Raw genomic sequence first — 14,703 nt, 5'->3', positions numbered from 1 at the left:
GCCCGAATGAGTCATGACGTGGAGAGCACCCAGCTACTGGAGCCGACGGCGGCAGGAGGGGCCGCCGCCGTCAGCAGTCCGTCTGGAACTGCTACGGCGGGAACCGCGACGACGGGCAACGCCGCAGCGCTGAGCGCAACGAAGGAGAGCCTGGAGGATTACACGCTCCGGTTCGCACCGCGTTCTTACCGGAAGTGGAGTGCCGGCGTGGTGGCCACGAGCGCGCTGGGCGGGATCGCGTACCTGGCCGACTTCTCCATCGGCGCGAACATCGGCATAGCCTATGGAACAGTGAATGCGATCTTCGGCATCCTGGTGGCGGCCGTGATCATCTTTGCCACCGGCTTTCCGCTTGCCTACTACGCCGCGCGCTACAACATCGACCTGGACCTGATCACGCGCGGATCCGGGTTTGGGTATTACGGATCGGTGGTCACCAACGTCATCTTCGCGACGTTCACATTCATCTTCTTCGCCCTGGAAGGCTCGATCATGGCCCAGGGCCTGGAGCTTGGCTTGGGCATCCCGCAATGGCTGGGGTATGCGGCATCCACCTTGATCATCATTCCGCTGGTGATCTACGGAATGAACACGCTGGCCAAGCTGCAAGTGTGGACCACTCCTCTGTGGCTGCTCCTCATGGTGGTGCCGGTGGGATACCTGCTGGTTTCACACCCGGAGAGCATCGACGGCTTCTTTGCCTATACGGGGGAGTCGGGGGCTGGGGGGACGAACCTCGCGTCGGTGATGCTGGCCGCCGGCGTTTGCCTGTCCCTGATGGCGCAGATCGCCGAGCAAATCGATTACCTGCGGTTCATGCCGCCCAAGACTGCCCAGAACAAGGGCGCCTGGTGGCGGGCCGTGATCCTGGCCGGGCCCGGCTGGGTGATTTTCGGGGCGATCAAGCAGGTCGTGGGCATGTTCATCGCCATCTACCTGATCGCCACCCTGGATCCGGCGGCGTCCGTGCACGCCAATGAGCCGGTCCACCAGTTCCTTGGCGTGTACCAGGAGATGATGCCCGCGTGGCTGGCGATGAGCCTGGCCGTGGCGCTGGTGGTCATCTCCCAGATCAAAATCAACGTCACCAACGCGTATTCCGGGTCGCTGGCCTGGACCAACAGCTTCACGCGCGTCACCAAGACCTACCCCGGCCGCATGGTGTTTGTGGTGGTGAACCTGGTGATCGCCCTGATCCTGATGGAAGCCAACATGTTCGACTTCCTCAGCACCATCCTGGGCTTCTACGCGAACTGCGCTATGGCCTGGGTTGTCACGGTGGCGTCTGACATCGCGATCAACAAGTACCTGCTCAAGATTTCGCCGAAGGTTCCGGAGTTCCGCCGCGGCATGCTCTACGCGGTGAATCCGGTTGGGTTTGTGTCCATGCTGGTGTCCGCCGGGGTGTCCATTGCGGTCTTCTTCGGGGCGTTCGGCGCCGCCATCCAGCCCTACTCGCCGATCTTCGCCGTCGGCCTGGCCTTGGTGTTGCCGCCCGTCCTGGCGCTGCTTACCCGCGGAAGGTACTACTTGCGGCGCGCCGATGACGGCATCGACCTGCCGATGTTCGACGGCGACGGCAACCCGAGCGACCAGAAGCTGCTCTGCCATGTCACGGGGCTGGAGTTCGAACGCCCGGACATGATCCGCTCTGCCCAGGACGGGCCCGACGGCGGACCGCAGTACGTCTCGTCCCTCGCCCTTTCGACCGACAAGACAGGGGAGCTGGTACTGCCGGCGCAAAAGTAGCTCCCTGTTTTCGTTTGTGCTCTGTTGGGGAGGCCGGTGCAGTTATGCGCCGGCCTCCCTTTTGACTCCAGAAGCAGCCTCGATCCATCGACAGCTCAGGGAGGGTGGGCCGCTCAGGTGCCGACTCGGCGCCACACCCAGCATGATCCCTGTCTCATCCGGAATAGTTGCAGGCGCCACCCAGTTGGGCAGAGCAGAACCACTTCATTTCCTGAAAGGAACTGCGCATGCTGTTTTCCCCGTTGACCCTTGGCGAGCTCGAACTGCCTAACCGCCTGGTGATGGCGCCCTTGACCCGTGTCCGCTCGGGTGAGGAAGGCGTTCCCGGACCGCTGGTCGCTGAGCACTACCGCCAGCGCGCAACGCTCGGCCTGATCGTCAGCGAGGGTACCTACCCCAGCCCTGCAGGCCGTTCCTACCCGGGGCAGCCTGGCCTGGTCACTGAAGAGCAGATCGCCGGCTGGAAGAAGGTCACCGACGCCGTCCACGCTGAGGGCGGCCGGATGTTCGCCCAGGTCATGCATGGCGGCAGGGTGTCGCACCAGGACATCACCGGCGGTCACCAGATCGTTGGCCCCAGTGCCGTAGCCATCGAAGGCGAAGTTCGCACCCCCGCCGGCAAGCAGCAGTACCCAGTGCCGCATGCGCTGACCAGTGATGAGCTTTCCGTGGTCATGCAGGAGATCGTCACGGCGTCCCTCAACGCGATCGAGGCTGGGTTCGACGGCGTCGAATTGCACTCGGCCAACGGGTACCTCCTGCACGAATTCCTGGCGCCGAACGCCAACGTCCGCACGGACAGCTACGGTGGTTCACCGGAAAACCGTGCCCGCTTTGTGATCGAGACGGTCAATGCCGTGGTGGCGGCGCTTGGCGCCAGCCGCGTGGGCATCCGGATTTCACCCGAGCACAACGTCCAGGGCATCGCCGAAACCGACGCCGCCGACGTGCGCGCCACGTACGAGGTCCTGGTGGACAGCATTGCGCCGCTGAATCTCGCGTACCTGAGCATCCTTCACCACGAGCCAAAGGGTGAGCTGGTCCAGGATCTCCGCTCACGCTTTGACGGGACGTTCCTGGTGAACACCGGCTTCGGTGTTGTCACCACTCGGGATGAAGCACTGTCGCTGGTTGCCGACGGGCATGCCGACGCAGTTGTGGTGGGGCGCCCGGCCATCGCCAACCCGGACCTGGCCCGGCGCTGGAAGGAAAGCCTCCCCCTGAACGAGCCTGATCCGTCCACCTTCTATGGCGAAGGGGCCAAGGGCTACACCGACTACCCGGCTTACCAGAACTAGGAATAACTTAACGACGACGGCGGCCCCCGTCTTGGGTGCCGCCGTCGCCTGCTGCCCGGTGTGCTGTCCGGCAGCCAGAGCCAATAAGCCATCCGGCTCTCCCCCGAGGGTAGGCTCTGCCTATGAATGACCCTGGATTCGAAGCTGCTTTCCAAGCCGCGCAGAAAAGCCTCAGTGAAGGCGGCATCCCTATCGGCGCCGCCCTTGCCCGTGGCGGCGAGGTCATCGCCACCGGCCACAACGAGCGGGTGCAGCACGGGGATCCGATTGCCCACGGCGAGATGTCCGCGCTTCGGGCGGCGGGGCGCCAGCGCAACTATCGGGACACCGTGCTGTACACAACACTCGCTCCATGCGCCATGTGTACGGGAACAATCATCCAGTTCAAGATCCCCAAGGTTGTTGTGGGAGAAGCAGAGACCTTTCCCGGCGAATTCGATCTCCTGCGGTCGCGCGGGGTGGAAGTGGTGGTCTTGAATGACGAACGCTGCGTCGACATGATGCGCGATTTTCAACGCGATCACGCTGAACTCTGGGCCGAGGACATCGCCGAAGAAGTGGACATCGCCGAATAGCTAAAGGAACGCTTCGCGGCCGGTTCCTTCCCGCAGCAGCAGCTTCCCGTCCTCAATGGAAACCAGCAAGCTCCTGGGTTTTCCGCTTACTTTGATAATGCCCTTGAGTCCCCGGTTGGTGACCTCCACGCCCACGTGTGCGCCTTTGGCCGGCAGCTCCACTGACGTTTCAAACGCTTCTCCGAGGAGAGGGTTGGTGGACACTCCGACATCGCGGCGGACTTCTTTGCCGTTGACCATGACGGTGATGTTGGCCTCGTCAAACCCATCCTGAAAGACGATGAGCAGTTCCCGCATGGTGGCCTCTTCCTCGAGAATGGGTTGCCTGTGACGGCATCTCCACTACAGCACTTCGGCGCCCCGAGCGGAATACCTCCGGCGGCGGACTGGGGCAAGTCTGCTCAAGACGGGTGAGTAGGGCAAAATGTTCTGGTGACCCAACTCCCGCAACGCCCGTCCGCCCCGGCGTCCCCGGCCGAAGCACCGGATGACATGATCCATAGCCAGATTGCCGCCGAACTGGGCGTGAAAACCTGGCAGGTCAAGGCCGCCGTGGAACTGCTCGACGGCGGGTCCACTGTCCCCTTCATCGCCAGGTACCGCAAGGAAGCCACGGGGACGCTTGACGACACCCAGCTCCGCGAGCTCGACGAGCGCCTGCGCTACCTCCGCGAACTTGAGGACCGCCGTCGTACTGTCCTCGAAGTGATTGCCGCCCAAGGCCAGCTCACTCCGGAAGTCCAGAAGGCTGTCCTCGCCGCTGATACCAAGTCCCGGCTGGAGGACATTTATCTCCCGTTCAAATCCAAGCGCCGCACCAAGGCACAGATCGCCCGGGAAGCCGGGCTGGAGCCTTTGGCCGAGGCCCTGTTGAAGCGGCCCGATCTGGACCCGGAGCGGGAGGCCGCCAAGTATCTGAACACTGAACACGCCGTCGATGACGCCGCAGCAGCGCTCGCCGGTGCCCGTTCCATCCTCGTGGAACGTGTTGCGCAGGACCCTGACCTCGCGGCAACGCTGCGGGAACGGCTCTGGACCCAGGGCCGGATGGTGTCGCGGGCGAAGAAGGGCAAAGAGGCCGAGGGCCAGAAGTTTGCGGACTACTTCGACTTTTCGCAGGCGCCGGCCGGGATGCCGTCGCACCGGGTGCTCGCGTTGCTGCGCGGTGAGAAGGACGGCGTCCTGGAGCTCGATCTCGCCGAGGCGGATCCGAACGACGACGACGCCCTCGCCGCCGCGCGCTCCCGCTACGAGTCCGCTGTGGCCAGGTGCCTCGGCGTTGCCGACCGGGGCCGTCCCGCCGATGCCTGGCTGGTGCAGACTGCCCAGGTTGCCTGGCGCTCGCGGCTGCTGGCCAGACTTACCGCTGACCTTCGTGGCCGGATGTTTACCGCTGCCGAAGACGAGGCTGTGCGGGTATTCGCTGCCAACCTACGCGACGTCCTCCTCGCGGCTCCTGCAGGCAACCGCGCCACCTTGGGACTCGACCCGGGGCTGCGGACAGGCGTGAAGGTCGCCGTTGTCGATGGGACAGGCAAGGTGGTGGCCACCGATACCGTCTATCCCCACGCCCCGGCGCGGAAGTGGGATGAAGCTTTGGCGACCCTTGTCCGGCTGGCGCGGCAACACGCCGTCGAGCTCGTGGCGATCGGTAACGGGACGGCCTCCCGGGAGACGGACAAGCTCGCCGCGGAGCTGATCAAGCAGTTGCCCGCGGCGGACCGGAAGCCACAAAAGCTGGTGGTGTCGGAGGCCGGGGCATCGGTGTATTCAGCGTCCGCCCTCGCTGCAGCGGAGCTGCCGGGAATGGATGTGTCCTTGCGCGGGGCCGTCTCCATAGCGCGCCGGCTGCAAGATCCGCTGGCGGAGCTGGTCAAGATCGATCCAAAGTCCATTGGAGTCGGGCAGTACCAGCACGATGTCACGGCATCCAAGCTGGACCGCAGCCTCGACGCTGTAGTGGAAGACTGCGTGAACGCCGTGGGAGTCGACGTCAACACGGCGTCGCCGGCGCTCCTGAGCCGGGTGGCTGGCGTCGGACCTTTGCTGAGCGAAAACATTGTGGCGTACCGGAATGAGCACGGGCCGTTCGCCAAGCGCTCTGAATTGAAAAAGGTGCCGAGGTTGGGCGCCAAGGCGTTTGAGCAATGCGCTGGCTTCCTGCGGATTACCGGGGGAGCGGAGCCACTGGATGCGTCAAGTGTGCACCCGGAGGCCTATGCGGTGGCCCGGAAGATTCTGGTGGCCGCCGGTTCCGCACCGGCGTCGTCCCTGGACCCGCGCAACTTCGTGGACGGGAGCTTTGGCTTGCCCACTGTGCAGGACATCCTGGCCGAGCTGGACAAGCCGGGCCGCGATCCCCGGCCCGGGTTTGCCGCTGCCACGTTCTCGGAAGGGATCGAGAGGATCTCCGACCTTAGGCCAGGCATGGTCCTCGAAGGAACCGTCACCAACGTTGCCGCTTTCGGAGCGTTCGTCGACGTCGGCGTCCACCAGGACGGGCTTGTTCACGTTTCCGCACTGGCCAACCGCTTTGTGTCAGACCCGCGCGAAGTGGTCAAGTCCGGGCAGGTTGTTCGGGTGAAGGTGCTGGAAGCTGATCCTGAGCGGAAGCGGATTTCGCTGACACTAAGGCTCGATGATGAGCCGTCGGCTTCCGGGGCACGAGGGTCCAGCGCAGACAGGGGGTCCGCCATTGGGGGAGGCGGCGGGAAAGCTCCCCGGCCGCAGAACGCGGAAGCAGGCAGAGGATCGGCGGGCAATCGTTCGGGCGGCAGGCCGCCCGCGGTCAGCCCTGTGCCGGTGAACACAGCGATGGCCGAGGCCCTCCGCAAAGCAGGCCTCGGAAAATAGAGGCCTCCTTAGCCGCCGAGTTTTTGAAGCCGAGTTTTGGGTTAGTGACACAAACCCGGCAGTGGTCGCTCGCAGCGGGAACTTTCGGGGCTGGTCAGTTTCTGCAAGGCTGGGACTATGACTTACTTCTTGGAGTACACCATCCCTGCCGCTTCCGACGATGCCGAGTTTGAGTTCCCACACGACGAGATCAACGCAGGGACCACCGTCCCTCTGACGCAGACGGATGCGGAGATTGTGCACACGCCTGCCTTGCCGGCGAGAACAGGCATCATTGGCGCTACTGTGCCGGAAGCAAAGCTGGAGGCAGAGCAACTGATCACGCATAGCCGTGCGACGGAAGCTGCCTTGTACTTTGATCCCTCGAATTCCCTTCAGGCAGGCGTCGGAACCTTGGTGGCGACCTTTACGGAGGACCGCGGCTGGCAGGACGCCTAGTTCAGCAGCGGAGGGGACCTACGCCAGAAGGATATCCGCCCAGTCCGGGATGGCTTCTTCAGGTAACCCGGGATCTTCGGGTGACTCGGCGTCAGGGTTGTAGATTTCATCCGGCCAGTCCGGTGGCGGTTCCCAGTCTTGTTCTTCGCTGGCGGCGTGGCGTCCGCGGGTGAGGTCCAGCCGGGTGGTTCCCAGTCCTGTTCCTCGCTCGCATAGTAACGACCCGAAGGTGATACCCACCCGGGTGGTCCGTCTTTGGTGGCTGGGGTGGGTTTCCACGCGCTGGTGTGTTTGAGTCTGTGGTGTTTGTGGCAGGGCTGGCCGAGGTTGGTGATGCCGGTGGTGCCGCCATCGGCCCAGGCGAGGAGGTGGTCGGCTTCGTTGTCCAGGGAATGGTTGCTGCAGCCAGGGAACGGGCATTTACCGTCCCGCATCCGGAGCCATTGCCGCGTCGCTGTGGGGATGCGGTAGCTGGTGCGGCCGATTTCCAAGGGTGCGCCGTCGCGGGGGTCGGTCAGGACCCGGTGGAAGGACTCGGCGCCGTCGGCGATCAGTTCCGCTGCCATGGAGGCCGGGATGGGCCCGTACCCGTCAAGGGTGGCCGGTTCCTCACCGGCACCGATCAGGGAGAGCACCGGGACCGTGAGCAGGACCTGCGCCTTGGGGGATGGGGTCCCTTCGGTGACGCCGCCCAGGAGCCAGTTGGCGGCGTTATCGGCGCGCAGCTGGGTAAGGGTCCGGGGCTCGTCGGGGCCCTGCATTGCCCTGGCGGCGGTGGTGGCACGGTCCCAGATCCCTGCGGCCTGCCCGGCAGGGAGGTAGGCCGAGAGCCAGGCCATCCCGTCCCGGTCCGGGGTGGGCCGGTCCTGCAGGCCCTTGCGGTGGCGTTTTTCGATGGACACCGGGTGGTGCCGTTCCCTCCAGGTCCGGGCCTTGTACCGGAACCGGGACGGGATGAGCTCCCCGGCAGGACAGTCCCGTGCCGGGTTCACCGGGTCAGGGTCCAGGAAATGCGCCTCCAGGGCCGCGGCTCCCGCAGGATCCAGGCCCGTGGTTTCGTCGCATACGATCCGGGCGTGCTGCCACGAGATCGACCCGGCCTGCAACGCGGCCAGGGTCAGCGGCAGGCGCTTGGCCAGTGTCTGTGATTCGGCCAGCAGCGCACCGGCGGCCCGTTCACTGACCGTCAGCACACACGCTACTTCCGCGACCACCGCCATCTCCTGGGCCGTGTTCTCCTGCGGGGACCCGGGCGGCGCTGCGATGGCTTCTGCCGCGCCGGCGTACCGGGCGGCCAGGTGCACTTTCAAGGCGGCCATACCGGCTTCCGCCCGGGTCACCTCGGCCAGCCCTTCCAGGCACGCATCAGCCTGGTCCCGCAGCGGGTCAGGACCGGTGGAACCGAGGCTGCCAGAGGCGCCGTGGACAAAAACAGCAAGCGCAGAAACGGAAGCCTCGATGGCCTCCAACGCCTCCACTGCCGCCCTGCTTCCCATACCCCTACTCTTTCAAAGGGGTACGACAATTTACCCCAAGGTTCCGTCTTCAGAGTAAATCTGAACCCGTTTTAGCGGTCAAACTTCAACCGCAGATGCAAGTTGCACCGGGACTGCCTGCCCAGTCCACGTGGCTGTCAGGATCTTATGCCCGGAAGTCCGTCCGCCGAGGTCGAGTTCGCGGCTAACGGACAGGTCGAGATGCTCTGTATGAATGGTTGTTGCCCCGCCTGCCTTTTCCGGACCCGCCGAGGAGACGACGGGAATGCCAAGACCGGAGGCAACGGTACCCTGCAGATGAACCGTTTCAGGGATCAGCTTGAGCAGTCCGTCGACTTCAAGCATCTGGTCGGCTTGAGGCTGTCCCGTTAGTATGGTCGTCGCCAAGGTGGACGCGTACACAGGATCGCCAGTGGCATCTTAGACCCATCTCCTGCCGAGAACGGAGTGTTCCGAGGTCCCGATGAGACTTGCTTCCGCTTCTTGCAGCGGAGTGTCCCTATACGTCAACGGGACCTGAAAGACTGCGCCCTTGCTGGTGATGAGCAGCGTTTCTATGCCTACTTCGCCGTCGGGATCATCAAACCGGAAAGAACCCAGGCGCCTTAGATCTGTTGGCTCGCCCTCCCCGAACCAGGGCTGGTTGGGGAGCCACATGCGGAGGAGTTCAATTTTTGAGGGATTCAGGGTAGCTGTGTGAATGAGTGCCATGCCTCCCAGCCTAAGAGGACGTTACTGCCGATGAAGCCTCTGCGCGATCAGATGACCCCTCGGAAGGCTCCTTCTGCCATGGCCAACGGCCGGTAATTTCCAGTTCGAGCGAAAAGCTTAGAAAGGTCCGGATCAGCACGATAATGGCCAGGACCCCTACGCTCTCGAACGTAGGCGTCACGGCGACGGTCCGGATAATGTCGGCAGCGACCAGGAGCTCGAGCCCCAGCAGGATGGATCTGCCCAGCAGTTGGCGATAGGCGCGGTAAACGGTGAGTTTTTCAGAGCCTGCAGGCATCCTCCGCGGCTGGTAACCCCGCAGGGCCATGGGTATGGACACCAACGCGCCGATGACCATAACAGCTACACCGGCGAAGTCCATGAACCTGCCCACTGTCTCAATGAGTTGCTGAAAGTCCATGTTCCCCTGCCTCTGACACACTGCCCTGTGACTCTTTGTATCCTGGCTTCCCTGGCTCCAGAGTAGACGGTCAAAGGCTAGCGGTGCCGGACGCCCGTTCCCGCCAGAATCTCCCGGTAGCCCTCGCGGAAGGTCGGAAACGCGAAGTCGAACCCGGTACTCCGGAGCAGCGAGCCGCTACAGCGCTTGTTCCCGCCCCGCGGTTGCCCGGCCGGGCCGGTGGGAGGTTCGGGAACCCCGAGCACAGAGGCCAGGAACCGAAGAACCTCGCCCAGCTCGGCGGGATGGTTGTCCACTCCTATATATGCCGGGGAAGGCATGGACTCCATGGTTGTCAGGTGAACGATCGCCGCTGCTGCGTCATCCCGGTGGATCCGATTGGTGTAGCGTGACCCGTCCGGAATGATCGCGGAGCCGCTGCGCACTTGGTCTATCAGCCGGGTCCGGCCTGGCCCGTATATTCCCCCTAGCCGCAATGCGATTCCCGCAGTTTCCGTTCCGCGCAACCGTTCGTGCAGCAGGTCCTCAGCCTCTTGGATGATGCGGCCTGAGAATCCGCCGGGAGCCGCCGTCGTGCTTTCATCAACCCAGCCACCCCCTGCGTCACCATATACAGCAGTGGAGGATACAAAAAGCACCCGCCGCGGCCTGATGCCGTCGCGCTCCAGCGCATCCAGGACGTGGTCCAGCCCGTCAACGTAGGCCGCCCGGTAGGCGTCCTCCGTCGGAGAGTCCGCGGCGACGGCCACGACGACGGCGGTGGTGTCTGCCGGTATGGGCGGCAGATCCGCTGTTGCCAAGTCAGCCGCCGCACCTTCGATTCCAGGAGGCAGTTTCTCCGGTGACCGGCGCCAGCCCACAACGCGGTGGCCGGCGGCGGCGAGACGCAGGCCGGCTTCGGTGCCCAGGTCGCCGCAGCCGGCAAGCAGGACGGTCATGGATCAGGGAGCCGGGACGGGGAAGAACACCCGTGGATCCTGCAGGAGGGCCGGGTAATCGAACGCGGACCGGTCGATGATTTCCGTGACGCTGAAGTTGCGGCCGAACCTGCCGTCATCCAGGGTGATGGGCCGGCCGAGCACCTGCCCCACGGCGAACTTACTGCCGTCTTCGAAGGGGACCGCGACGGCGGTCTTGCCGGGAAGCGTGGCGAACGCGTCCTCTTGTGCCTGTCGCTTCCTGGTGGGCTTCTTAACCAGCTGTTTTGGCGGAAGCTTGCGCGGCTGCTTAGACGGCCGGCGTGAACCATCGTCCACGTAAACCGGGGAGTAGTCATCTTGGCTGCCGCCCTGTCCGTGGGCAGCGGCTGTGCCACGTCGGACCGGCGGCAGGGCAACAGTGTCGAGTGACTGGGGGTCGACTTTCGGGTGCGGAGCGCGCAGGATCCACAGTACGTCGCCCTCGGGGTCCGCCGGCAGGAACTCGTGCTTCGGCTCCGGCCAGATGTAGTCGAGGTCCGGCTCGGCGTCGGGGAATACCGACCTGTAGAAATGAGGTTCCTTGCGGAGCAGCTTTGAGCGGTGGCTCAGGTGGAAATCCGGGTCACCCAGCCAGGGCGGCATCGGGATCTTGGAGGCATAGTCCGGATGGGCGGCCTGGGGCGCAAATTCGGTGATGTTGGCGCGGGTGTTGTCGGCGTGGCCTCGGGAGGACCACTCGTCCACCGTCGCCAGGCCATAAAGGGTGAGTGCCGGAACGTAGCCCATCCACATGCGCACGGCCGGGTGGCTCTGCCAGCCGTACTCCGGGATCACCAGCGCACGGAGGGTCTGCAGCGCCTCGACGCGCTGCTTGCCGAGCCTGGCGGGGTCCAGCGCTGCGGCGCTTCGCCGGAAATCGGGGTACGGAAGGAAGGTTTGCATTCCTTCAGTCTGACGGCAGGCGGCGGAAGTGCCAATTGCAGTGCCCGGCGCCACATGGGTTCACAGCAAGGTGTTCACATAGTGGACCGATGCATACAGGGTCTCGCACCAACCACTAAGATGACCGAAACCACCCCAGCGTCCTGGAAGCATTCACATGACAACTACACCTGAACTGACCCCCGGTACCGTGCAGCCTTTCACGCCCAAGTTCGGGCAGATGCTCAGCCCGGAGGCCAAGGGCATTCTTGTCCTCGACGAATTCACCCTCGACCCGGCGGCAGCGCGTAAGGAGCAACACGGCTTCCGTGCCGCCGTGGCCTCCGTTGCTCGGACCCTCCGGCGGATCGCTGCCCTGCGGATCGTCATTGCACTCGTGGCGATCGCAAACCTGCCACTGTTCCTGCTGTCCAGCGGCTGGTGGATCTACGCCGTTTCGTTGGCCCTGGTGGTGGCCGTCCACGCGGCCGTCTCATGGCTTAACCGGCACGAGCCCAAGGTTCGCCAGGCCCAGATGCTCGAGCTGCACCTGCACCGCGAACGCAGCGCCAACTACCGCAAGGTCCGCGATGCCATGAAGTACATGATCGATACTCCCAGCCGGATGAACGAGCACCTCTACCTTGAGCTGCTGGCGGTCAAGCGCGTGGCAGTCAATGTTGCCCACGGTACCGTGGCCCTGCTGGACACCAGCGACGACGCCTCCTGGAAGGTGCGGATCGTCCGCGAACTTCCCGTTACGGCCTGACGGGAAGCCACAGGTCGCAATCCCACTTCCAAACGCAAACAACGACGCCGGAGCTCCCCATGAAGGGGACGCTCCGGCGTCGTTGTTATGAGTACGAGGGAGTCGTAGTCACGGGAACGAGGGAAGCCTAGGCCGGCAGCTGCAGGATCTGCCCAGCGAACACCAGATCCGGATCCGTCACGGTGTCGAGATTGGCATCCGCCAGGGTCTCCCAGCCGCCCGCGATGCCCAGCTTCTCGGCCACTTTGCTGATGGTGTCGCCCGGCTCCACTGTGTAGGTCTCGCCGCTCAAGGCCACGGCTGCAGCATGCTGCGGAACAGTTGTTGCCGGTGCCGCCTGCGTGACTGGGGCCTGGTTGGCCGGGGCTTGGGTGACTGGCGGGCTCTGTACCGGGACACTCTGCGGTGCCACAGCCGTCGCGCCTCCGCTCAGGCCAAGCTGGGAGGCGCAGGAGGGCCAGGCTCCCCAGCCTTGGGATGCCTGGACCTTCTCGGCGACGGCAATCTGCTGGTCCCTGCTGGCGTTCGCGGCGGAGCCGGTGCCGCCGTAGGCTGACCAGGTACTGTCGCTGAACTGCAGGCCTCCGGTGTAGCCGTTGCCGGTGTTGGTGGCCCAGTTGCCGCCGCTTTCGCATTGTGCCAAGGAGTCCCAGGTGGACGTGGTGGTGGCCGCGTTGGCGGCGGTGGCCGATAGTGCCAGGCCTGCCGCGGAAACGGCGGCAAGGGTGACTCCGCGGCGCGCGGCAGTACGGATGGTGGTGTCCTTCATGGGTGCGATGCTCCTGAGGGCCACCTGCGCTCGGTCCGTCCCCGGAGGTCGTCGCGCCACTGCCCGCCCCTGACGATGAGAGGTCAATACGGTGTCTGCCGGCCGGGCAGTTCTGGTGGAGGCAGCACCGGGCATTCTTTGGCCCGCGTACGGGCACGCCTTTCACGCTAGGACATCACCTCGTCGTTATCAAACCGAGAGGCATTGGTGGTGCTGGCTTGGTTGGTCGAGTGGTAGTGGGGCCAGTGGGTGCAAAGCGGAGGGCGCGTCACAGCCTCCGGGAGGCATATTCTTGCCAGATGGAACCGACCCAGAACTCCGACCAGACCCAGCCCGACGTGATGGGCGACGACGGCGCGTTGCCGGTTGCCGACAAGGCGTTGCGGCGGCTGCCGGTGGCTGAGCTGCACCTGCACATCGAGGGCACGCTGCAGCCGGAATTGATCTTCGAGCTCGCCGAGCGCAACGGCATGGAGCTGCCCTACGCCGGGCTTGAGGAGCTGCGTGGACTGTACGAGTTCACCGACCTTCAGTCTTTCCTGGACCTTTACTACGCCAACATGGCGGTACTGCAGTCGGAACAGGATTTCGCGGATATGACCCGCGCCTACCTTGCCCGCGCTGCCAACGCTGGCGTGCGGCACGCCGAGATCATGATGGACCCGCAGGCGCACCTCGCCCGCGGCATCCCGCTGGAGACGTGTGTCAACGGAGTGGCCTCCGCCCTGGCAACTTCCGTCGAGGAGTTCGGCATCTCCACACTGCTGATCGCAGCGTTCCTGCGGGACCTGTCAGAGGAATCCGCCCTGGAAGTCTTGGAAGAGCTGCTGGCCATGAACGCCCCCATCGCCGCAATCGGACTGGACTCGGCCGAGGTGGGCAACCCGCCAGCCAAGTTCGAACGGCTCTTCGCACGGGCGCGGGAGGCAGGCCTGCGGCTGACCGCCCATGCAGGGGAGGAGGGGCCGGCGTCCTACATCCTCGAGGCGCTGGACATCCTGGGGGTGGAGCGGATTGACCACGGCATCCGCTGCATGGAGGACCCGGAACTGGTGGAACGGTTGGTTGAGGACCGGATTCCGCTTACCGTCTGCCCTCTTTCCAACGTCAGGCTGCGTGCCGTGGACACCTTGGCAGACCACCCGTTGCCTGCCATGCTCGCGGCCGGGCTGAACGTGTCCGTCAATTCGGATGATCCGGCCTATTTCGGCGGCTATGTGGATGACAACTTCGTCCAGTTGAATGCTGTGTTCGAGCTGTCCGAATTCGACCAGGCCCGCCTCGCCGCCAACTCCATTCATTCCTCCTTCGCCTCCGAGGAACGGAAAGCCGAGCTCTTGGACGAGCTCAACGGCAGCTAGCCTCCCGCTCCGGGCATGCCTACCGGGCTGCGGTGATCTCGACTTCGAATTTGCAGTCGCGGGCAAGGCTTGCGACTCCAACAGTGGCCCGGACTGGAGGATTTCTGGGGAAGATATCGCGGAAAATGGCGTCCATCTCGGCGAAATCTGTGAAGTCGGTGAGGTAGATAACGCACCGCACGACGTCGTCGAGCCCGAGCCCGACGCCGTTGAGAAGCTTGGCTGCGCTGGCGAACGTGGCCCGGACTTCTGCTTCGAAATCAGCCGGGTACGTTTCCGGGCGGCTTCCTACACTTCCTACCTGGCCGGCAAGAAAAACAAGCCCGTTTGCTTCGACGACCTGGGAGTAGGAATCTCCTCCGGGCTGCACACCTTCGATGGCGGGGATGACTTTGGTCATTTTTTGTTCAAATTTTCTGTTG

16 protein-coding genes are annotated in these 14,703 nt (G+C 64.3%); 7 read left to right on the top strand and 9 right to left on the bottom strand.

Annotation, left to right across the window (positions count from 1 at the left end):
• Positions 1-6 precede the first annotated feature (6 nt).
• From J7E83_RS13225 to J7E83_RS13215, 3 genes are all read left to right on the top strand, one after another.
• Positions 7-1,749, top strand: coding sequence for a cytosine permease (locus J7E83_RS13225; protein WP_214962791.1), 1,743 nt, complete (start codon positions 7-9; stop codon positions 1,747-1,749).
• Positions 1,750-1,976: 227 nt separating this feature from the next.
• Positions 1,977-3,047: an alkene reductase gene (locus J7E83_RS13220; RefSeq protein ID WP_214962790.1), complete on the top strand. Its 1,071-nt coding sequence runs from the start codon at positions 1,977-1,979 to the stop codon at positions 3,045-3,047.
• Positions 3,048-3,169: 122 nt separating this feature from the next.
• Positions 3,170-3,622 carry a nucleoside deaminase gene (locus tag J7E83_RS13215; protein WP_214962788.1) on the top strand — a complete coding sequence of 151 codons (453 nt, stop codon included), beginning with the start codon at positions 3,170-3,172 and terminating at the stop codon, positions 3,620-3,622.
• Here J7E83_RS13215 and J7E83_RS13210 read toward each other — a convergent pair whose 3' ends face one another.
• Positions 3,623-3,919 carry a hypothetical protein gene (locus tag J7E83_RS13210; RefSeq protein WP_214962786.1) on the bottom strand — a complete coding sequence of 99 codons (297 nt, stop codon included), beginning with the start codon at positions 3,917-3,919 and terminating at the stop codon, positions 3,623-3,625.
• A 135-nt stretch (positions 3,920-4,054) separates the two neighbouring features.
• Here J7E83_RS13210 and J7E83_RS13205 point away from each other — a divergent pair, with 135 nt between their 5' ends.
• Together J7E83_RS13205 and J7E83_RS13200 are read left to right on the top strand one after the other, a co-directional pair.
• A complete protein-coding gene (locus tag J7E83_RS13205) occupies positions 4,055-6,475 on the top strand; it encodes a Tex family protein (RefSeq protein WP_396020544.1) in 2,421 nt (806 codons plus the stop codon).
• Positions 6,476-6,592: 117 nt separating this feature from the next.
• Entirely contained in the window at positions 6,593-6,913 is a 321-nt protein-coding gene (locus J7E83_RS13200) for a hypothetical protein (protein WP_214962785.1), read from the top strand.
• On the opposite strand, the gene J7E83_RS13195 is transcribed toward J7E83_RS13200, so the two are convergent.
• The 6 genes from J7E83_RS13195 to J7E83_RS13170 form a co-directional block, all read right to left on the bottom strand.
• Positions 6,910-8,409, bottom strand: coding sequence for an HNH endonuclease signature motif containing protein (locus tag J7E83_RS13195; protein ID WP_214962783.1), 1,500 nt, complete (start codon positions 8,407-8,409; stop codon positions 6,910-6,912). The genes J7E83_RS13200 and J7E83_RS13195 overlap by 4 nt on opposite strands.
• Positions 8,410-8,487: 78 nt before the next feature.
• Entirely contained in the window at positions 8,488-8,754 is a 267-nt protein-coding gene (locus J7E83_RS13190) for a hypothetical protein (protein ID WP_214962781.1), read from the bottom strand.
• Between the two features lie 75 nt (positions 8,755-8,829).
• A complete protein-coding gene (locus tag J7E83_RS13185; protein WP_214962779.1) occupies positions 8,830-9,120 on the bottom strand; it encodes a maltokinase N-terminal cap-like domain-containing protein in 291 nt (96 codons plus the stop codon).
• A 10-nt stretch (positions 9,121-9,130) separates the two neighbouring features.
• Positions 9,131-9,541, bottom strand: coding sequence for a DUF1622 domain-containing protein (locus J7E83_RS13180; RefSeq protein WP_214962777.1), 411 nt, complete (start codon positions 9,539-9,541; stop codon positions 9,131-9,133).
• Positions 9,542-9,618: 77 nt separating this feature from the next.
• Positions 9,619-10,479 (bottom strand): SDR family oxidoreductase, encoded by an 861-nt coding sequence (locus J7E83_RS13175; protein ID WP_214962775.1) that lies wholly within the window; start codon positions 10,477-10,479, stop codon positions 9,619-9,621.
• Positions 10,480-10,482: 3 nt separating this feature from the next.
• Positions 10,483-11,403 (bottom strand): MSMEG_6728 family protein, encoded by a 921-nt coding sequence (locus J7E83_RS13170; RefSeq protein ID WP_214962773.1) that lies wholly within the window; start codon positions 11,401-11,403, stop codon positions 10,483-10,485.
• A gap of 157 nt (positions 11,404-11,560) precedes the next feature.
• Between J7E83_RS13170 and J7E83_RS13165 the strand changes: the two genes are divergently transcribed.
• On the top strand, positions 11,561-12,151 hold the full coding sequence (locus J7E83_RS13165) for a hypothetical protein (RefSeq protein ID WP_214962771.1): 591 nt from the start codon (positions 11,561-11,563) through the stop codon (positions 12,149-12,151).
• 127 nt (positions 12,152-12,278) lie between these two features.
• On the opposite strand, the gene J7E83_RS13160 is transcribed toward J7E83_RS13165, so the two are convergent.
• The gene (locus tag J7E83_RS13160; RefSeq protein WP_214962769.1) at positions 12,279-12,920 is read right to left on the bottom strand and encodes a transglycosylase family protein; all 642 of its coding nucleotides are present in this window, start codon (positions 12,918-12,920) and stop codon (positions 12,279-12,281) included.
• A 341-nt stretch (positions 12,921-13,261) separates the two neighbouring features.
• On the opposite strand from J7E83_RS13160, the gene J7E83_RS13155 reads away from it, so the two are divergent.
• Positions 13,262-14,281, top strand: a complete 1,020-nt coding sequence (locus J7E83_RS13155; protein ID WP_214963019.1) for an adenosine deaminase — start codon at positions 13,262-13,264, stop codon at positions 14,279-14,281.
• A 19-nt stretch (positions 14,282-14,300) separates the two neighbouring features.
• Here the strand turns inward: J7E83_RS13155 and J7E83_RS13150 are convergent, their stop codons facing one another.
• A complete protein-coding gene (locus J7E83_RS13150) occupies positions 14,301-14,681 on the bottom strand; it encodes a RidA family protein (RefSeq protein ID WP_214962767.1) in 381 nt (126 codons plus the stop codon).
• Positions 14,682-14,703 lie beyond the last annotated feature (22 nt).

Origin of the sequence: Arthrobacter sp. ISL-48, from assembly GCF_018613805.1 — a bacterium.
In the GTDB taxonomy this organism is placed as follows: Bacteria; Actinomycetota; Actinomycetes; order Actinomycetales; family Micrococcaceae; genus Arthrobacter.
The sequence above is the reverse complement of the archived record's forward strand: the minus strand, read 5'-3'. Positions and strand labels throughout refer to the sequence as shown.